The organism is Nitrincola iocasae (genome assembly GCF_008727795.1).
GTDB lineage: Bacteria > Pseudomonadota > Gammaproteobacteria > Pseudomonadales > Balneatricaceae > Nitrincola > Nitrincola iocasae.
The window spans coordinates 1,558,464-1,577,159 of record NZ_CP044222.1; the positions used below are offsets into that span (position 1 = coordinate 1,558,464).

Consider the following 18,696-nt stretch of genomic DNA (forward strand, 5'->3'; position numbering starts at 1 on the left):
GATAATCCAACTTGTGTCGCGGAGAAAGTGTGGCTCTGACTTTATTCATCATTCTGGCTTTAGTGCTGGCTCTCCTGTCTGTCGGTTTGACCTTACAGATTAATCGCCTGAAGCGCGAATTATCGGACTATCGGCAGTGGGCCGACAATGAGATTGAACGGGTAAGTCGGGCTGACCCTGAAACCGGTGCTTTAAAGGCCCTGCCTTTTATAGAACAACTGGATAACGAGTGCCGACGCGCTGTCAGGGAGTTCACCCCCTTGACCTTGATGCAGCTGGATATTCAGCTGTTGGACAGCGATCTGGAGTTTTCAGCGGTACTCAGACAAGCTGCAGAAATTTTGGGTCATCAGTTATCCCGCCCAGGGGATCAGCTGGGGCGTTGCGCTGAACAGCAACTGGCGTTGTTGCTTCCGGCAACCAATGAACATGCTGGTAGTTTCGCCGAGCGCTGTTATCAAGCTGTTTTAGAGGCTTTTGCACCCGGCCAGATACAACTGACTCTGGGAGCTTGCACCTTTCAACCCACGGCGGCGTTGTGTGCTGAAATGGCTCAGCAACTGGTGACAGAAACCCTGGTTAATGCCCTGGAAACAGCTCCCGGTACGGTGGTGTTCCATGCTGAATACAGTCACGACTTTAATCCGACTTACGCCTAGTGGGTAGCGAAATTTCATCCGACAGTCAGTTTCGTGCCTGCTATTGGTTGCAGGCTACAGAAGAAACGGCTGACGCCAGTCTGCAACATTTTTTGTCGCAACACCCTGTTGTGGCACATACGCTGTTGATCTCTGAACATTCACTGGCTGGGCTGTCCGCTGTTTCAGCGCGTGAGGCTGTGCAGTGGCTGGGAAGCGAAACAGATCGGGTTATTTTTGATGCCTTTTGCGGTTTTAATCCCAATGCGTTTGCCCAGGTATGCGGTACCTTGCGGGGGGGCGGAGAGTTAATTTTACTCACACCACCGCCAGATCAGTGGCCAGGCTATGCTGATCCTGAATATGCCGCGCTGTGCGGTAGTCGTTACCGTCAGACGACACTTGCCGGTTATTTTTTGCAGCGCTTAACCCGTGAACTGCGACAGGCTATGCAGCCTGGAACAGGGGCCTGGTTTCTGCCACTTACTGAGGTCCCTGCAAGATTGCCAAGCAGCGCGGCTTATTTAAGCCAGGAGCAGGAAACGTTGGTGGCATCCCTGTCGACTCAATTTTTGACGGGTCCGGCACAGCAAACTGCAGTTATTACTGCAGACCGTGGCCGGGGTAAAAGTGCATCATTGGGGTTGGCACTGGCATCGTTGTGTCAGCAGCAGGTTCTCAATGTCTGTGTCTGTGCCCCCCAGCGCAGCGCTGTGGATGCTCTGTTTGCAGCCTTGCAACGTCAGTTACCTGAAGGCGTGTTGCAGGGCAGTGGTTTCAGTCATGCGGCATTGCAGGTACGCTTTTATCCGCCCGCGGTGTTGTTGCAGAAACGTCCGGAAGCCGATCTGATTATTGTCGATGAGGCGGCGGCTATCTCTGTGTCGTTGCTTAAGGCGATCTGCCAGCATTGGTCACGTCATTGGTTTGCTACCACCTTGCATGGCTACGAAGGCAATGGACGCGGCTTTGAGCTGCGATTTTTGCAGTACCTGACGGATAGTGGTCGAGCGTGGCAGGGTTATCAGCTTCACACCCCTGTGCGCTGGGCTGAGCAGGATCCTCTGGAAGCCCTGAGTTACCGGTTACTGTTGTTGGATGCTGAGCCAGTCGAGCCTGATGATTCTGAAACGGCTGGGCTGGTTTACCGCTCGGTCAGTGCGACCGACCTGCTGGCTGATGAAGCCCTGTTACGTCAGCTGTTTGGTTTGCTGATTGCCGCTCATTATCGTACTACGCCGAATGATCTGCGACAGTTACTGGACAGTCCTGACCTGTCGTTGCGTGTATTACAGCGTGGCTGTTGTCCGGTCGCGGTTGCCTTGCTGGTTGAAGAAGGCCCGCTGGATGCTGAGTTGGCGCAGGGTGTGTGGGCAGGGCAGCGCCGTCCGGGTGGGGATTTGATCCCACAGACATTGGTGGCGCGAGAGGGTTGGCTTGACGCCGCTGAGTTGCAAGGTTGGCGGGTGATGCGCATTGCAGTGCATCCCGCACTTCAGTCACAGGGGCTGGGATCAGCGCTCTTGTCTCAGGTACGGACAGAGGCGCAGCAGAAATCGCTGGATTTTTGTGCTGCAGCCTTTGCTGCGACCCCGACGCTGCTGCATTTTTGGCAGCAGAGTACTTATGTTCCCCTGCGTATGGGCGAGCGTTGCGATTCGGTGACGGCAGGTTGGCCGGTTCTGGTATTTCAGGCCCTGTCAGATAGGGCCGACATTATATCGCAGCAGGCTCAACAGCGTTTTGAATCACGTTTTTTGCTACGACTTGCTGCAACACCTCAGGCGTATGACCACAGATTGATACTGGCTTGTCTGACAGGACTACGGGTGCCTCAATCCTGCAGTAAAGATACCTTGCTGCGTTTACAAGGTTTTGCGTATCAGCAACGTGGATTTGAAGACAGTTTGCCGGAGATCAGGCAACTGCTGGGCTGTCGGACTGAGTCTGCTAATATAATACAAACTATCGCGGCATTGCCTGATGTCGATCAGGAATTGTTGGTAGCGAGGGTGCTACGTTTGGAGTCCCCGCAGCAAGCGGCTTGTCGCTGCAGTTTACAGGGAAAGCGGCTACAACTGCAGCGTTTGCGCCAGTTGGTTGCTCAGTTGCTGGAGTGTTGTGATGCTGGATAAAGGAGCGTGGCGTGTGCGTGTAATCCGCAGTTTGATATTGTTAAGCCTGATGGCTTTATCAGGTTGTGTTGGCTTATCGTTGACCGGTTCGACCGAAAAACACTACCAGCGCGGTTGGGTGAGTGTCGATGATGAGCAGTTCTATTTGCGCTCCTGTCAGCGAGTGGCGCGGGTGCCGGTTGTTGCGGTGCCGAGTGAACTGCGGCGCCTGTTTAATCAACGAGGTGTTTCTGCGCCGCTCTATGTTGAATGGTTGGGCGCCTTTGCCAATACTGCCGGTGAGATTCGTATTGACGAGTTGCGTTATGTGTCGGTAGATCCCTCCTCTTGTCAGCAAACACTGGCGGGGGTTTTGCTGCATGCTCAGGGTTATGCTCCGGGTTGGCAGGCGAATATCACTGAAGATAAAGTCTCTGTATTTTTGCCACAGCAGCGACGCACACTGGTATTTCCAATCAACCTAATTGTTCGTGAAGGAGCCGATTGGGTCTGGGGAAGTGACATAGAGGTGCGTCAGCGCAAACATCACTTATCACTGCGAGTGCAACCTACAGCCTGTCAGGATACCCGAAACTGGTTTGGCTTGGCGGTTGAGATGGAGTTGGATGGTCGTATTTACACAGGTTGTGCCAAGCGAGGCAACTTGGCCCGGTTGGCGCTGTTTAGTGGTTATCAGTTAACTGACAATGTCGCAACACGAGATGTGCGCCTGAACCTTGATCCTGACGGCGGTGCTGGGTTAACCGAAGATTATCTGAATAATCAGCCTGCCTTGACGAGTAAAGGGCACTGGCAGTTGCTTTCCGGCGGACGTTTATTGGTTACGCTGGATGATCCCGATCCTCAACTGCGTCAGGAAGCTTTGTTGTTTGATATGGCGGCCGATGGGAGTTTGTATATGCGAGGTTTTCACCCACGTTATGGCCACAATGGACTACGCTTACAGCCAGCGGGAACCCCCATGCCATGGGAATCCGGTGGCCGCCGTCAAGTACCTTAGTGCGATTTAACTAGTCAGGCACTTTTTCGCTTCATTAATACGCGCTGCCAGCCAGGTGCTGCCGCCACGATCAGGGTGCATTTTCTGCATCAGCCGACGATGTGCCTGAATAATCTCATCATGGCTGGCGCCCGGTTCCAGGCCGAGAATGGCATAGGCTTCTTGTCGCGTCAGTTCACCAGAGCCTTCCGTACTCTGATCTGTAGCGGGTCCAGTGTCGTCTGCCCGCCAGCTTTCACCAAAACGCTTGTCCAGGTAGGTTTCCAGTAATCGGGCTGAGTCGCCGTCCTGGCTACGGCAGGTCTTTAATAGTTGAATATATTCAGATTCACTTAGATCACTGAGCGAGCGTCCCTGAAATTCACCCTGAAGTACGGTGCCATCCATAACGCCAGTATCATGATCCAGAGTCATTTCCAGGAATGCGGTGCTTACGCGGGAGCGGTTACCACTGTTACTGCTGTTCTGGCCTGTCGCTGATTTGCGCTGTTTGAACAGCCTGGCTACCGGTAGCAAGCGCAGTATGAAAGGCAGGAGCCTCTGAACGAACGGCAGAGCCAGAGCCAGCAAGGCCCCCAGGATATGCAGTCGACCACTGATGCTGAGATAGACCAGACCCAGAATCAGCATGACCAGAATCAGTTTGGCTAGTGCCATGCGCTTTTGACCACTGGGCTGGGAACGAAACCACAATAGCCCGATCAGGCCGATAGCTGTCAGAACAATTAATCCGAAAGGGTGCACGTGTTACTCCTGTTTACCCAGTTGTTGTGTCAGGCGTTTAATATGCTGACTCTGAGAAGTGGATAATTGTTCCAGCGCTTTGCGACCACCACTGGCGTAGACAGCAACAGCGGCGAGTAAATCGCGAAGTACATCGGCGCTATGACTGTCAAACGGGGTATAGGCACCCCCGGAGAGTTTACAAATTTGTTGAAAAATCTGGCCAGCTTGGCTGTCCTGACCTTCGTGGAAGATAAACACAGGTGTGTTGAGCATTCCCAGCTCACCGGCTGTCTGGCACAGGGTGTCCGGATTTTCTTCACAGCAATCGACCACCAGTATGATGGCTCTGACCTGTTTGATGCGGGTTTCTTTGACCGCCTGGCTAAGTACTTTGCGGATTTGGGTGTGACCACCCAGGCAGCTGACACCGTTCATACGGTGTAAAAGCTCACTTGTGTCATTAATCCAGGGGGTGACACGGAACTCACCAAAACCCCGGTAATAGCAGAGTTGAACGCTCAGGCCACCGAGGTCGCGTGTGGCCAGAAACAGTTCACTTTGTAATTCACAGGCTTGATCCCAACTGGCCTGACGGCTGGCAGTCGCATCCAGTGCGAAGATGAGCCGACCTTCACGCGTGTGAATGGCCGGCATCTTGTTCACTTGATCTATGAATAGATCTATGGCCTGTCTGTCAGACGTTTTTTGTAGGTCTTTATTGGCCATTCGGTCTCCAGAAAAAAACTCAGCGGATACGCATGCCGGGCTGTGCACCAGCTTGCGGCTCCAGTATCCAGATGTCTTTTCCACCAGGACCCGCGGCCAGTACCATGCCTTCAGAAACCCCAAATTTCATTTTTCTGGGTGCCAGGTTGGCCACCATCACCGTGAGTTTGCCTTCCAGCTCTTCCGGATTGTACGCTGACTTGATCCCGGCAAAGACATTGCGCGTCTCTCCACCCAGGTCCAGTGTCAGCCGCAGCAATTTGTCGGCACCTTCAACGGCTTCCGCTTTGGCAATACGCACAACACGCAGATCTACTTTGGCAAAGTCCGGAAATTCGACGGTATCTGCCAGCGGCTCTTTTTCCAGTTCGGTCTGCATGACGGGTTTGTCGGTGATCGCCTTGGCTTCCAGCAGATCCTGTTTGGAATCTTCGATTATTTTATCAATCATATCGGTATCAACACGCTGCATCAGGGGTTTGAACTTATTGATACGGTGATTCAGCAGAGGTTGTTCAATGGCATCCCAGCTAAATCCATCAATATTGAGAAACTCTGCCGCTTCTTCTGCCACAGAGGGTAATACCGGCGCCAGATAACTGATGATGACGCGGAACAGGTTGATGCCCTGTGTACAACACGCCAGTACGTCGGCTTCTTTGCCTTCCTGCTTGGCCAGAACCCAGGGTTCGGCGGTGTCGATATACTGATTGGCTTTGTCAGCCAGGTGCATGATTTCACGCATAGCACGGCTGTATTCGCGCGTTTCGTAGGCCTTGGCGATAGTTTCACCCAGGGCGACGGCCTGTTGATACAGCGCCGGGTCGGCAAGCTGACTGTCCAGTTGACCGTCAAATTTTTTGCTGATGAAACCGGCGCAGCGGCTGGCTATGTTGACTACTTTATTCACCAGATCCGCATTCACGCGCATGCGAAAGTCATCCAGGCTCAGGTCGATATCATCAATGCCGGAGCTTAGCTTGGCGGCAAAGTAGTAGCGCAGGTATTCAGGGCGCAGGTGCTTGAGATAGGTTTCCGCCATAATGAAAGTGCCGCGGGATTTGGACATTTTCTGTCCGTTCACCGTCAGGAAGCCGTGACAGAAAACACCGGTTGGGGTTCTGAAACCAGCCCCTTTGAGCATGGCAGGCCAAAACAGGGTGTGGAAGTAAGCAATGTCCTTGCCGATGAAATGGTACAACTCAGCCTGAGAGTCCGGGCCCCAGTAGCTGTTAAAATCTACCTGGTTCTGTTCACACCAGTTACGGAAGCTGGCCATGTAGCCGATGGGGGCATCCAGCCAGACGTAAAAGTATTTGCCATTTTCACCCGGTATTTCAAAGCCCCAGTAGGGCGCATCGCGGGAAATATCCCACTGCTGCAAGCCGGATTCAAACCATTCATTGAGCTTATGTGACATCTGTTCCTGTACGTGACCATCTACCCAGGTGCGCAGGAAGTCTTCAAAATCGGCCAGCTTGAAGAAGAAGTGTTCTGAATCTTTTTCGATGGGTTTGGCACCGGAAATAGCTGAATAAGCATTTTTTAATTCTATTGGGCTGTAGGTAGCGCCGCAGGCTTCACAGGAATCGCCATATTGATCAGCGGCACCGCATTTCGGGCATTCGCCTTTAATGAAGCGATCCGGTAGAAACATGTTTTTTTCCGGATCGAAGGCCTGTGTGATGGTGCGCCGAGCTATATGGCCGGCATCGCGCAGACGTTCGTAGATTAACGAGGCGTAGTAGCGGTTTTCTTCTGTATGAGTCGAATGATAATTATCAAAATTGACCATAAAACCAGCAAAATCACGCTGATGTTCTATACTCACTTTGCTGACCAGTTCTTCAGGTGTCAGACCCATCTGACTGGCCTTGAGCATGATGGGTGTACCATGTGCGTCGTCTGCACAGACATAAATACAGGTATTTCCACGCTGTTTCTGGAATCTTACCCAGATATCGGTCTGAATGTATTCGACCATATGGCCCAGGTGGATGGGACCATTTGCGTAGGGCAGGGCACTGGTAACGAGTATGTTGCGTGAATTAGCGTTCATTTTTGGCTCAAAACTATATTTACAATAAGGATATTGGATTTGCATATTGATTCTACGCTGTTTTTTTTGCCTAATGAACCTCACTGACAGAGCTTTTAAGTTCAATCGCTATTTTCAAACAAAAATTAAAATCTGCAATGCGTTGTAAAAGGGTCTTTTAATGCCATCATCTAATATTGATACACAGGTGCTGTTTTGCGATTTGCGTGATGAAAAGGGCGATGCATCGCTTCCTTTACAGGCCGATCAGAGCATAGTGTTCAGTATTGAAGAAGCCTTTCAGGCTTTAGCTACCGCTGATCGCGACTATCATGTGATTGTGATTAAAACACATTCACATGTAAAAGAATCCATCGAGCTGTTGCGAAAAGTACGTAAAATGCGTCCTGGTATTGGCCGCATTCTTATTACTCACCCAATGAAACCCTTCGAAGCGGGACATGCCGCTGAAGTGGCCCATCGCTGTTTATCTCTGGATTATACCGAGCGTGCATTGCATGAAGCTGTGGATCGTGCGATCAAGGCAGAGCAACTGCTGACACAGCCGGAACTGCGTGATTACATCTCTTCGTTGGGGCATTTGCCATCTTTTCCTGCCATTCTGGTTGATCTGGACGAAGCGCTGCGCTCTGAAACCGCTGGTATTAAAGAAGTATCGGATATCGTTCAACGTGATCCGGGCATTGTTACCAAAATACTTCAACTGGTGAATTCTGCATATTTTGGCCTGTCATCCCATAACTTTTTTACCGTCAAGGAAGCCATCAACTTATTAGGGTTGAGAACCATACGTGATCTGGTTCTGACGGCGCATCTGTTTGAGTCCATGCCTCAAACCGCCCAGTGGCGTGGCTTCTCTTTCGAACAGTTGCAAGAGCGTTCAGTCGTGGTGAGTCAACTGGCGGCTGATATTTGTCGGGACTCGGGTTATGACCGTAATATGCAGGCGCAGGCACGTCTTGCCGGGTTGTTGCTGGATGTGGGGATGATTTTGTTGGCGATGGGTGATGGCGAAGAATATCACCAAGTGATGATTCGGGCGCGAGAGTTGAATCAACCGATTTATGTAGTAGAAAAAATGAAACTGGGTGCAACCCATGCTCAGGCGGGTGCCTTCTTGCTTGATCGCTGGAATTTGGCACCGGAAATGGTGCATGCCGTGTTGTTTCACCATGTGCCTGGTGCATCGGGGGATAGTGCGTTTTCGGCGCTTACCGCAGTTCATCTGGCTGATTCACTGCTGCCACCCTTGTTTAATGCGATGGGCTGCAATCTGGGTGGGCGGCTATCACGTGAATATTTGACCTCTATTGGTGTAATCGATCAATTGCCAAAATGGGAAATGGCGGCGCATGAAGTAGCCAGTGCCATGCGTAGCTGATTGTGTCGTTTTCAAAGCGCTAGCCTGATAAAATCCCGCCTTTGTTGTCCGATGCATACAGAGGCTTTTTATGTCACTTCCTCAGGTCGATCCTGAACGCTATTCGCAGTTGCTGGCCGCCAAGCAGCAGCGATTATTGCAGCAATTCGCTGAATTTGAACTGCCTGCGGTTGAAGTTTTTGAATCACCACGTGAACACTACCGCATGCGTGCCGAGTTTCGTACCTGGCATGAAGGTGATGATCTGTATTATGTGATGTTTGAGCCGGGCAACAAACGTGCGCCAGTCAAGGTAACCCACTGCCCGATGGTGTCTGAGCGTATACATGAGGTGATGTTTGCACTTCTGGATGCAATACGCCCGGTTAAGGAGCTGCGCTACCGTTTGTTTCAGGTGGACTTCTTAAGTACTTTATCGGGTGAGTTGTTGGTGTCCTTGCTCTATCATCGTCAAATTGGGGATGATTGGGTGGCGGCGGTAACGCCTCTGCGGGAAGCCTTCAATATCGACATAGTGGGGCGTGCACGCAAATCCAAGATTATGCTGGACCGGGATTATGTGGTGGAAACGCTGCCTATCAACGGTCGAGATTACCGCTATATTCAGACAGAAAACAGCTTTACTCAGCCCAACGCCGAAGTGTGTCGGCATATGATCCACTGGGCGCTGGATGTCACCCGTGACAGTGCCGGTGAGACTGATCTGGTTGAGTTTTACTGTGGAAATGGCAATTTCACCCTGCCACTGGCGCAGAATTTTCGTCGGGTTGTGGCAACTGAGATTTCCAAAACATCCGTGAAAGCGGCGCGAGATAATATCATTGATAACGGTATTGATAATATCGATGTATTGCGCATGCCCTCGGAAGATCTGGTTAAGGTATTGCGCGGTGAGAAGGAAACCCGCAAGGTAGCAGGTCTGGCGTTGGATACCTGCAACTTCAGTACTGTCTTGGTCGATCCGCCACGCTCCGGCCTGGATGATGAGACAGTACAGCAGGTGGTCGCCTATGAGCGGATTTTATACATTTCCTGCAACCCTGATACCTTACAACAGAATTTGCGCGAAATTTGCAAAACCCACACAATCGAGCGCTTCGCCATGTTTGATCAGTTCCCCTATACCGATCATCTAGAATGTGGAGTATGGTTGGTAAAACGGTAGTATTGTAGGAGCTCGCTCCGCGAGCGAACAATTGCTGTAGGATCTTGCTGTAGGAGCTCGCTCCGCGAGCGAACAATCGCTCGGAGACCGAGCTCCCACAGACCGAGCTCCCACAGACCGAGCTCCCACAGACCGAGCCCCCACAGACCGAGCTTCTACAGGTAACTTGGTAGGAATTAACGCACAAGTCAATGCACGTGCACAGGAGAAGAATATGTCAGCAGTACAACAGATGGGTGGTCGCCCAGGTCTAGATGGTGTTAAGCAGATTATTGCAGTCGCTTCGGGCAAAGGCGGGGTTGGTAAATCGACTACTGCCGTGAATTTGGCGCTGGCGCTGGCTGCTGAAGGGTATCGTACCGGTATTCTGGATGCTGACATTTATGGTCCTAGTCAGGGCATGATGTTGGGAATACCTTCAGGCACACGTCCTCAGGCCGATGAAGATAAGCATTTCCTGCCGTTAAAAGCTCACGGCATTCAGGTTATGTCGATGAGTTTTCTGGTAACTGACTCTACGCCGATGGTTTGGCGTGGTCCCATGGCGGCGGGTGCTTTACAGCAGCTGCTAATGCAAACGCGTTGGGATAATCTGGATTATCTGATTGTTGATATGCCCCCAGGTACAGGTGATATTCAGTTGACCTTGTCACAAAAAGTGCCGGTAACGGGTGCGGTGATAGTGACAACGCCGCAGGATATTGCCTTGCTAGATTGTAAAAAAGGCATTGAAATGTTCCGTAAAGTGGATATTCCAGTGTTGGGTGTGATTGAAAATATGAGCCTGCATATCTGCAGTAACTGCGGCCATGAAGAAGCTATTTTTGGTGCGGGTGGTGGCGAACGTATTGCCCGGGATTATGAAACCGAACTGTTAGGACAGTTGCCGTTGGTTATTGAGATTCGTGAGCAGACCGATAGTGGTATACCCAGCGTGGTAGCTGATCCTGAGGGTCGAGTTGCGCAGATATATCGCGGTATTGCACGAAAAGCTGTCGAATTAACCAAAAAAATTGCGGAAGCCGGGAACCAAGGTCCATCGATTGCTGTCTTAAATGACTGATACATAGTTAAGTAAGAAGTTTGTTCCCCGCATATTAGTATCAGGTTGTTACCGCCTCTGTAAAAAGGGGCGGTTTTTTTTTGCGTAACAGGTTAAAATAGCGGGTTGTTCAGTCACAAATTACAATGCGAGCGTGTATGGGTATTAAATCAGACCGGTGGATCCGGAAGATGGCGCAGGAGCGGCACATGATTGAGCCGTTTGAGCCAAATCAGGTGCGACGTGCCAATAACCAGCCGATCGTGTCTTATGGCACATCCAGTTATGGCTATGATGTTCGTTGTGCCGATGAATTCAAAATATTCACTAACATCAATTCCAGTATTGTCGACCCAAAGCATTTTGATGACCGCAGCTTTGTCGATGTGAAGTCGGATGTTTGTATTATTCCACCCAATTCGTTTGCACTGGCGCGCACGGTTGAGTACTTTCGTATTCCCCGCGAAGTGTTGACAATTTGTCTGGGTAAAAGCACTTATGCCCGTTGCGGAATCATCGTAAACGTCACGCCGCTGGAACCTGAATGGGAAGGTCACGTGACGCTGGAGTTTTCCAATACTACACCTCTGCCAGCGCGTATTTATGCACATGAAGGGGTTGCACAGATGTTGTTCCTGGGTGCTGATGAAGTCTGCGAAACCTCATACAAGGATCGTGCGGGCAAGTATCAGGGCCAGACTGGCGTTGTTGTTCCGAGAACCTGAGCGCAATCATTGAAGCATTATTGAGGTACTATGGTAAACGACTTTGAACAGATTGAGGCCTTCTGGAGCCAGTTGGAAAAAACGCTGGATCAGCTGCTTGAAAGTCAGCATGAAAGTCACTTTGATGCTGACCGGTTACTGGAAGAGTACCGTGAGCGTTTGCAGAAAATCGATCGTAACCTGACCTTCCACTTTGAACGCGATGACGAAGAAGGCCCGGTTGAAATGGTATTTGGCTGTGATGGCTATCCCGAGTCCATTCATTCGGTGCTGAGCCTGGTCAGCATGGCTCCGGCACTGCGGGGCATTGAATTTAAAGCGTTTAATGAGCGCTGCAACCCTGTACCTGCACGAGTGAATCTGGGCGATGAAATCTGTCAGATCGAAGATTTCTGGTGCTCGTTACGTTTAATAGAGGGTAAGTTGCAGTTGGCTGTCTATCTTGAAGATATGCCTGATATTCTGGAAATGGACCCGCGCGTGGAAGCGGTGATGATCTTTATGGACGCACTGATTGGCGAGTTTGAGTTGATGACTCGCGTGTGGACGCTGGACTGGTACGAGCTGCCGGTTGATCCGTTGGATTTCGGCCTGTTTCCGTTGGAAGATTTGCGTGACAAGTTTGATGTGATTAAAGAGCAGGTCAAGCCCTTGGGGATTACCCTCCATTGAGGTGAAGGGAGGGCTGTAGGAGCCCGCTCTGCGGGCGAATAGGCCAATCGCCCAGAGACTGGGCTCCTACAGGTGCATCTACACGGGTTATTGTAGGAGCTCGCTCCGCGAGCGAATAACCCAATCGCCCAGAAACTGGGCTCCTACAGGTGCATCTACACGGGTTGTTGTGGGAGCCCGCTCTGCGAGCGAATAACCCAATCGCCCAGAGACTGGGCTCCTACAGAAGCATCTACATGGGTTGTTGTAGGAGCCCGCTCCGCGGGCGAATAATCCAATCGCCCAGAGACTGGGCTCCTACAGAAGCATCTACACGGGTTGTTGTTGTAGGAGCCCGGTCCCCGGGCGATTATTTACGGGATCAACCACCCATCTAATGCATACAGATCATCGGGGTTTAGGGTACCGATGGTTTGTTTGAATTGAAATAGCGCGTTTATGTGGTCTATTCGGGCGTTTTCGTATGCCAGACGGGCTTCAAACAGGTTTTGCTCTGCCTGAAGTACGTCCACCACGTTACGTGTCCCGACATTGAACCCTTCTTCCGTTGCCCGTAAAGCCGTTTCGCGAGACAAAATGCTTTGCTGACGTGCTTGTACGCCTTGGACACTGGTTTGCAATGTACGAAGTAATGAGCGTGTGCCTTCGGTTACTGAACGAAGTGTGTCTTCTCGAAAATGCGTGCTGGCAATCTGCTCATGCTCAGCTTGACGCTGTGCTGAGTTCAGGCTGCCACCGGCATAGAGTGGCATGTTCATACGCAGGGCAACTGTATTGGTGTCGTTCCAGCCATCACGCGCGCTGTTGCCATGAATGCGGTTGTTATTATGCGTCAGACCGAGAGTGACCGTAGGCAGATGATCGCTGCGTTTGGCTTGTGCATTGCGTCGAGTGATTTCAAGCTGGGCTTCTGCAACTTTCAGATTGAGATTGTCCTGGCGTGCTTTTTCCAGCCAAACCTGCGGGTCAGCGGGTTCAACTGAGACTATTGGAAATTCGGCATCGAGTTTAGCCACTTGGCTATACGGCTGGCCTGCCAGACGTTCCAGTGCTTCATAGCTGTTTTGCAGCTCACCTTCAGCATCAATGCGTACAACTACCGCCAGGTCGTAGGCGGCTTGGGCTTCCTGCACATCAGTAACGGCGATCAGGCCCACTTCAAACTGGGCATTGACCTGGTCCAGACGGCGCTGCAGTGCGCGTTCTTGTGCCTGGGAGTTTTCCAGTGTGCTGAGCGCTCTGAGTACTTCCAGGTAGGCTTCAATACTACGTAAAATCAGGGTTTGTTGTGCCTGATCAAACTCAATATTGGAACGTTCGGCCAGCACTTCGGTACGTTTGAAATTATAGTAGCTGGCGGCATCAAAAACCGGCTGCTCCAGACTCACGGTGTAGCCGGTAGTGTGATCACCCCCAGACGTGTCGCTGGTATTTGCCGTTAGGCTGGCGCTTGGCAAAAGACCCGCGCGCCCTTGAATGGGCGCTTCCAGACCTGCCATGAGTTCGGCTTCAGCCTGCTTCAATTGTGGGTCGTTGTCCAATGCCATACGGTAAAGGTCAGCCAGGGGGCCTGCAGAGGCGAAGCCAGAAACTGTCAGAGCTGAACTGATCAGAGTCGGGAGTAAAAGTCTTTTCAGCGTTTTCACAGAACAGTCCTTAGATTTCATAATCGGGCTCAATCACTTTAAAGTTACGTTTACCAAAAATACTATAGATGGTAGGTATTACAAACAATGTCAACACCGTACCTAACATCATACCGCCAACAATAACCCAGCCTATTTGGTGGCGTGATTCGGCACCGGCACCAACGGCCAGAGCCAGCGGCAGGGTACCGAGTACGGTTGCACCGGTGGTCATCAGAATTGGGCGCAGGCGTAATGAGGCGGCTTCGATGATGGCCTCTTTAAGCTCCATGCCCTTATCTTGCAACTGATTGGCGAATTCGACAATTAGAATACCATGTTTGGTCACCAGGCCGACAAGGGTTATCAGGCCAATCTGGCTGTAGATATTCAGGCTGCCTCCCGAGTAGAACAGGGCGATCAAGCCACCTGCCAGTGCGGGCGGAACAGCCAGCATGATGATCAGCGGATTTTTGAAGCTTTCAAACTGTGCGGCCAGTACCAGGAAGATAAAGATCAGCGACAGGATAAATGTGACCTGCATGGTATTGGCTGATTCACGGAATTCACGCGATTGACCGGCATAGTCAAACAGGGCATCCGGTGCTATTTCAGCCAGTGATGCTTCAAGATAGTCTAATGCATCACCGAGACTGTAATCAGGGGCCAGCATGGATTCAATTTTGACCGCTTTGAGTTTATCAAAGTGGTTCAGCTCACGTGGTGCAACGGTTTCTTCAACCGTGATCAGGTTGCCTAATTGAATCATTTCACCCGCCGCAGAACGCACATAGACTTTGGAAAGGTCATCATGTGTTTCGCGGAAACTGTCTTCGATCTGCAGAATGACGTCATATTGCTCACCACCACGCTTGAAACGGGTGAGGGTACGGCCTGACATATAGGTTTCCAGGCTGCGACCCACTTCTGCAACACTTAAACCGGCTTCAGCCACTTTTTCGCGGTTGAGTGTCAGTCTCAGTTCCGGTTTGTTGAGCTTAAGATCTGTGTCAACCTGCTGAAAGTTCTCATTTTCTGCAATTTTTGCCAGCATCTTATCGGTGATCACTTTCAGGTCATCATAGTCACCCGTGGTTTTGATGACAAACTCGACGGGTCTGGAGATGAAACTCTGTCCCAGTGAGGGCAGGTTGATGGCGAAGGACATATTGCCCGGTACGCCACTATAGAGTTTGCCGGTGAGTTCGGCGGCAACTTCCTGCTGTGAGCGGGTACGATTTTCCCAGTCTTCCAGGCGCACGAAAGTCAGTGAGTTGGTTTCGCTGGGAAAACCGGTGATAGCGAAGTGGTGTGTACGCTCAGGAATGCCTGAAATGATGGCTTCAACCTGCTTGGCGTAGCGGTTTACATATTCTACAGACGAACCATCAGGGTTAACGGAGAAGGTCATGATGGTGCCACGGTCTTCAACTGGTGCCAGTTCCTGCGGTAGCAGGGTGTAGAAGTAGCCCGCGCCAGCCAGGCTGACAAGCATTAATGCCAGGGCGAAAATACGTCCATTCAGGGTTTTTTCCAGCAACCAGTGGTAGCCGTTACTCAGCCCTACCAGCCAGCCTTCAATCAGGTTGAAGATGGCGCTGTGTTTTTTCTCATGGTGCAGTAACCGTGAGCAGAGCATGGGTGCCAGGGTTAGTGCAATAAAGGTAGATACAACGACTGCACCGGCCAGAGTCAGGGCGAACTCGGTAAACAAGCGTCCAGTTTGGCCGCTGGAGAAGCTGACAGGCACGAATACGGCCACCAGTGTGGCTGTGGTGGCCACGATGGCAAACCCTATTTCTTTGCTGCCTTTGAATGCCGCTTGAATCGGGTGCAGCCCTTCTTCGACATGCCTGAAAATGTTCTCCAGCATGACGATGGCATCATCCACCACCAGACCTATGGCAAGTACCAGTGCCAGCAGTGTCAGGGTGTTGATAGAAAAGTTCAGCAGGTACATCATTGCAAATGCCCCGATCAGGGACAGCGGGATGGTGACTACTGGAATCAGCGTGGCGCGCAAATTACGCAGGAAGAAAAAGATGACCACGACTACGAGTAATCCGGCCATGATCAGCGTTTCGTACACTGACTCAATAGAGCGTTCAATAAATACTGAGGAGTCATAGGCGACCTGAATCTTCATGCCCTCTGGCAGGGTAGGCTCAATGGTCGACAGCATTTCACGCACGCCAGCGGACACATCCAGTGGATTAGCGGTTGATTGGCGTACTATCCCCAGGCCCTGTGCTCTGACCCCATTGAAACGGGCGTGATTACGTGAGGCTTCAGGGGCGATGTCTACGCGTGCAACGTCAGCAACCCTTACCAGATAATCACCATCCTGACGAATAATGATCTGCTCGAACTCTTCAGTGTCGTTCAGGTCAGTTTGTGCCAGAATGGTGAATTCACGGTCTTTGCTTTCGATACGCCCGGCTGGCAATTCAATATTCTGAGCACTCAGAGCGGCTTCAATATCCTGGGGGATAACTTCATAAGCAGCCATTTTGTCCGGATCCAGCCACAGACGCATGGCATACCGGCGTTCCCCGCCCATACGCACACTGGCTACACCGGAAACGGTTTGCAACGGATCACGCACACGACGTTGAGCGAAGTCAGTTACTTCCATCGGGTCATGTACATCGGAGGATAAGGCTATCCAGATAATCGGTTGAGCATCGGCTTCTGATTTGGCCACAATCGGCTCGTCGATGTCGTCAGGAAGCTGTCCTCTGACACGACTGACGCGGTCACGCACATCATTGGCGGCAGCATCCGGGTCGCGGTCAATACGGAAGTTGATGGTAATCTGACTGCGCTCGGAACGGCTGATCGAACTCATAAAGTCGATGCCTTCAATTCCCGATAGTGAGTCCTCAATAATTTTTGTGACCTGGGATTCGATAATAGTCGCACTGGCCCCGGTATAGCTGGTATCCACCGTGACTACGGGTACATCGATATGCGGGTACTCACGCAGTGTCAGGCGGTCATAGGAGATAAAACCTACAAGTAGCACCAACAAACTGATAACAATTGCGAGTACAGGTCGTTTTATACTGATTTCGGAAAGAATCATGCATCCGATCCCTGGCTGTTAGTCTGTGGGAACAGTGGAGTGACCGGCATACCGGGACGGAGTTTGATCTGGCCTGCGGTTACTATGACATCACCGGCTTCAATTCCACTGAGTATCTGTACAACACCATAACGACGGCTGCCTAAGGTGACTGGCACTAAGCCGACCTGGTTATCTTCATTCAGTCGCATAATAAAAAATTCATTGTTCTGCGGGATGATTGCGCTTTCCGGAACCATCAGTGCCTGATCATCCTGTCCGGTGATGATGGTAATGCGGGCGAAAAGTCCTGGGCGTAGTTTGTCGCTGTCATTAGGTATGCGGGCACGAATACTGAGATTGTGACTGCCACTGCGTGATGAAGGGGAGATGGCATAAACTTCCCCTTGAAAGACTTCTCCGGGGAGTGCTTCGACTTGTATTTCAATTTGCTGCCCGACTTTAATCTGGCTGAGATTGCGCTCAGGTAATGTGAAGTCCATTTTCATTTCTGAAAAGTCGGTTACTTCTACCAGATCCTGTCCGGCAGAGACAAAGTCGCCCGGACTGACTTGTCGAAGCCCCACCACACCGTCAAACGGAGCATTAATAGTGGTTTTTTCCAACTGTGTGCGAGCGAGTTCCACTTGCGCTTCATCTACTCGTAATTGTGCCAGCCGTGTGTCACGGTCAGTTTGTGAGCCTACGCGACGCTCCAGCAGGTCGGCCGCCCGCTGGTATTCAACTCGGCTGAGGTTGGCCTGGGCCTGAGCTTGTGCCAACTCGGCTTCATAGGAAGCACCATCCAGTTGTATCAGCGCTTGTCCTGCTTCAACGGCTTCACCTTCTCCAAATAGAATATCTGAGATGCGTCCAGTGATTTCCGGACGAAGAATAACGGATTCATTGGCACGCAGGGTGCCGACTGCGTTCAGCACATGGTTTAGTGTAGAGGTTTCAACCTGGTAAACTTCAGCTGGCAGGCCCTGTGACTCCTGGGCCATCAGTGGAAGTGCTGACAATGCCAGGCTGAAACAAAGCAGGGTGGACGTGAGTGGTGAGCGTAGATATTTCATGCATGCGGTCCCTTGTTGAAATCTCGATCAGTCTTAAATGTAGCCGGTGGTAAAATATAGTCCCATAATAATGCCAGTGTCTGGCGTAGTGGAGCACGGGAGTCATCGACTTTCATACGTAGTAGTGCACCCTGCCAACAATCCCAAATTAATGACGCCAGCACCTCGGGCGGTAAGTCGGTGCGAACACAACCTTCCTGCTGACAGATCTGCATGTCTTCGGCCATTAGCTTGATGACCCGGGACGTTGCGCGACTCATCGCCTGGCGAAAAGCTGGCGATTCGTTGCCGATTTCACCGGACAGGTTGGCAATCAGACAGCCTACATTTTCGCGGCAGCAGTCCAGATCTTCAATCAGTAACGCCAAAGCTTTGCGTAACTTTACAAAATGTGTCCCACTGAGCTGGGCAAACTCCTGATTCCATCGATCAATCTCCAGAGCCTGGTAAAATTCAATCACTTCAACGGCATACTCTTCCTTGCTGTTGAAAAAATTGTAAAAAGAACCCTTGGATACTTTGCAGGCCTGCAGGATGGTGCTGAGCCCGGTGCCGTGATAACCATTTTGATGAAACAGTTCTATCCCTTTTTCAAGGAGTTTCTCACGACTGTGAGTAGGGGGTCTGCCTTTGGTCATATTTTAAACCGACTGTTCTAGAAA

At 51.2% G+C, this 18,696-nt stretch carries 15 protein-coding genes; 8 read left to right on the forward strand and 7 right to left on the reverse strand.

All coding sequences use genetic code 11. From position 1 onward, the window contains the following. Positions 1-29 precede the first annotated feature (29 nt). The 3 genes from F5I99_RS07085 to F5I99_RS07095 are packed head-to-tail and all read left to right on the forward strand — an operon-like array spanning position 30 to position 3,773. On the forward strand, positions 30-659 hold the full coding sequence (locus F5I99_RS07085) for a nucleotidyl cyclase domain-containing protein (protein WP_151054472.1): 630 nt from the start codon (positions 30-32) through the stop codon (positions 657-659). Beyond that, on the forward strand, positions 659-2,773 hold the full coding sequence (locus F5I99_RS07090; protein ID WP_151054474.1) for a tRNA(Met) cytidine acetyltransferase TmcA: 2,115 nt from the start codon (positions 659-661) through the stop codon (positions 2,771-2,773). Before F5I99_RS07085 ends, F5I99_RS07090 begins: the two co-directional genes overlap by 1 nt. Beyond that, positions 2,763-3,773 (forward strand): hypothetical protein, encoded by a 1,011-nt coding sequence (locus tag F5I99_RS07095; protein WP_151054476.1) that lies wholly within the window; start codon positions 2,763-2,765, stop codon positions 3,771-3,773. Before F5I99_RS07090 ends, F5I99_RS07095 begins: the two co-directional genes overlap by 11 nt. Before the next feature lie 6 nt (positions 3,774-3,779). On the opposite strand, the gene F5I99_RS07100 is transcribed toward F5I99_RS07095, so the two are convergent. Genes F5I99_RS07100 through metG form a run of 3 tightly spaced genes read right to left on the reverse strand, consistent with a single transcriptional unit; the run spans position 3,780 to position 7,284 of the window. After that, complete coding sequence (locus F5I99_RS07100) at positions 3,780-4,517, reverse strand: J domain-containing protein (RefSeq protein WP_225307583.1); 738 nt, start codon at positions 4,515-4,517, stop codon at positions 3,780-3,782. Positions 4,518-4,520: 3 nt separating this feature from the next. Continuing rightward, on the reverse strand, positions 4,521-5,225 hold the full coding sequence (locus tag F5I99_RS07105; RefSeq protein WP_151054478.1) for a VWA domain-containing protein: 705 nt from the start codon (positions 5,223-5,225) through the stop codon (positions 4,521-4,523). A gap of 19 nt (positions 5,226-5,244) precedes the next feature. Then, on the reverse strand, positions 5,245-7,284 hold the full coding sequence (gene metG / locus F5I99_RS07110) for a methionine--tRNA ligase (protein ID WP_151054480.1): 2,040 nt from the start codon (positions 7,282-7,284) through the stop codon (positions 5,245-5,247). A 160-nt stretch (positions 7,285-7,444) separates the two neighbouring features. Between metG and F5I99_RS07115 the strand changes: the two genes are divergently transcribed. The 5 genes from F5I99_RS07115 to F5I99_RS07135 all read left to right on the forward strand — a co-directional run bounded on the left by F5I99_RS07115 (position 7,445) and on the right by F5I99_RS07135 (position 12,269). After that, on the forward strand, positions 7,445-8,665 hold the full coding sequence (locus F5I99_RS07115; protein WP_151054482.1) for an HDOD domain-containing protein: 1,221 nt from the start codon (positions 7,445-7,447) through the stop codon (positions 8,663-8,665). 70 nt (positions 8,666-8,735) lie between these two features. Continuing rightward, positions 8,736-9,830 (forward strand): tRNA (uridine(54)-C5)-methyltransferase TrmA, encoded by a 1,095-nt coding sequence (trmA, locus tag F5I99_RS07120; RefSeq protein ID WP_151054484.1) that lies wholly within the window; start codon positions 8,736-8,738, stop codon positions 9,828-9,830. Positions 9,831-10,044: 214 nt separating this feature from the next. Then, complete coding sequence (gene apbC, locus F5I99_RS07125; RefSeq protein WP_151054485.1) at positions 10,045-10,893, forward strand: iron-sulfur cluster carrier protein ApbC; 849 nt, start codon at positions 10,045-10,047, stop codon at positions 10,891-10,893. Between the two features lie 137 nt (positions 10,894-11,030). Next, positions 11,031-11,597: a dCTP deaminase gene (gene dcd / locus F5I99_RS07130; RefSeq protein ID WP_151054487.1), complete on the forward strand. Its 567-nt coding sequence runs from the start codon at positions 11,031-11,033 to the stop codon at positions 11,595-11,597. 30 nt (positions 11,598-11,627) lie between these two features. Beyond that, positions 11,628-12,269 carry a hypothetical protein gene (locus tag F5I99_RS07135; protein WP_151054489.1) on the forward strand — a complete coding sequence of 214 codons (642 nt, stop codon included), beginning with the start codon at positions 11,628-11,630 and terminating at the stop codon, positions 12,267-12,269. A 353-nt stretch (positions 12,270-12,622) separates the two neighbouring features. On the opposite strand, the gene F5I99_RS07140 is transcribed toward F5I99_RS07135, so the two are convergent. The 4 genes from F5I99_RS07140 to F5I99_RS07155 are packed head-to-tail and all read right to left on the reverse strand — an operon-like array spanning position 12,623 to position 18,672. After that, positions 12,623-13,915, reverse strand: coding sequence for a TolC family outer membrane protein (locus tag F5I99_RS07140; protein ID WP_225307584.1), 1,293 nt, complete (start codon positions 13,913-13,915; stop codon positions 12,623-12,625). 10 nt (positions 13,916-13,925) lie between these two features. Next, on the reverse strand, positions 13,926-16,979 hold the full coding sequence (locus F5I99_RS07145) for an efflux RND transporter permease subunit (RefSeq protein ID WP_151054493.1): 3,054 nt from the start codon (positions 16,977-16,979) through the stop codon (positions 13,926-13,928). Further along, a complete protein-coding gene (locus tag F5I99_RS07150) occupies positions 16,976-18,034 on the reverse strand; it encodes an efflux RND transporter periplasmic adaptor subunit (RefSeq protein WP_151054495.1) in 1,059 nt (352 codons plus the stop codon). Before F5I99_RS07150 ends, F5I99_RS07145 begins: the two co-directional genes overlap by 4 nt. Next, positions 18,031-18,672 (reverse strand): TetR/AcrR family transcriptional regulator, encoded by a 642-nt coding sequence (locus F5I99_RS07155; protein ID WP_151054497.1) that lies wholly within the window; start codon positions 18,670-18,672, stop codon positions 18,031-18,033. Before F5I99_RS07155 ends, F5I99_RS07150 begins: the two co-directional genes overlap by 4 nt. Between the last annotated feature and the right edge of the window lie 24 nt (positions 18,673-18,696).

Coding starts and splice junctions, on each gene's coding strand:
- trmA (WP_151054484.1), top strand. CDS start 8,736: ATGTCACTTCCTCAGGTCGATCCTGAACGCTATTCGCAGTTGCTGGCC.
- F5I99_RS07115 (WP_151054482.1), top strand. CDS start 7,445: ATGCCATCATCTAATATTGATACACAGGTGCTGTTTTGCGATTTGCGT.
- dcd (WP_151054487.1), top strand. CDS start 11,031: ATGGGTATTAAATCAGACCGGTGGATCCGGAAGATGGCGCAGGAGCGG.
- apbC (WP_151054485.1), top strand. CDS start 10,045: ATGTCAGCAGTACAACAGATGGGTGGTCGCCCAGGTCTAGATGGTGTT.
- F5I99_RS07135 (WP_151054489.1), top strand. CDS start 11,628: ATGGTAAACGACTTTGAACAGATTGAGGCCTTCTGGAGCCAGTTGGAA.
- F5I99_RS07095 (WP_151054476.1), top strand. CDS start 2,763: ATGCTGGATAAAGGAGCGTGGCGTGTGCGTGTAATCCGCAGTTTGATA.
- F5I99_RS07150 (WP_151054495.1), bottom strand. CDS start 18,034: ATGAAATATCTACGCTCACCACTCACGTCCACCCTGCTTTGTTTCAGC.
- metG (WP_151054480.1), bottom strand. CDS start 7,284: ATGAACGCTAATTCACGCAACATACTCGTTACCAGTGCCCTGCCCTAC.
- F5I99_RS07145 (WP_151054493.1), bottom strand. CDS start 16,979: ATGATTCTTTCCGAAATCAGTATAAAACGACCTGTACTCGCAATTGTT.
- F5I99_RS07155 (WP_151054497.1), bottom strand. CDS start 18,672: ATGACCAAAGGCAGACCCCCTACTCACAGTCGTGAGAAACTCCTTGAA.
- F5I99_RS07105 (WP_151054478.1), bottom strand. CDS start 5,225: ATGGCCAATAAAGACCTACAAAAAACGTCTGACAGACAGGCCATAGAT.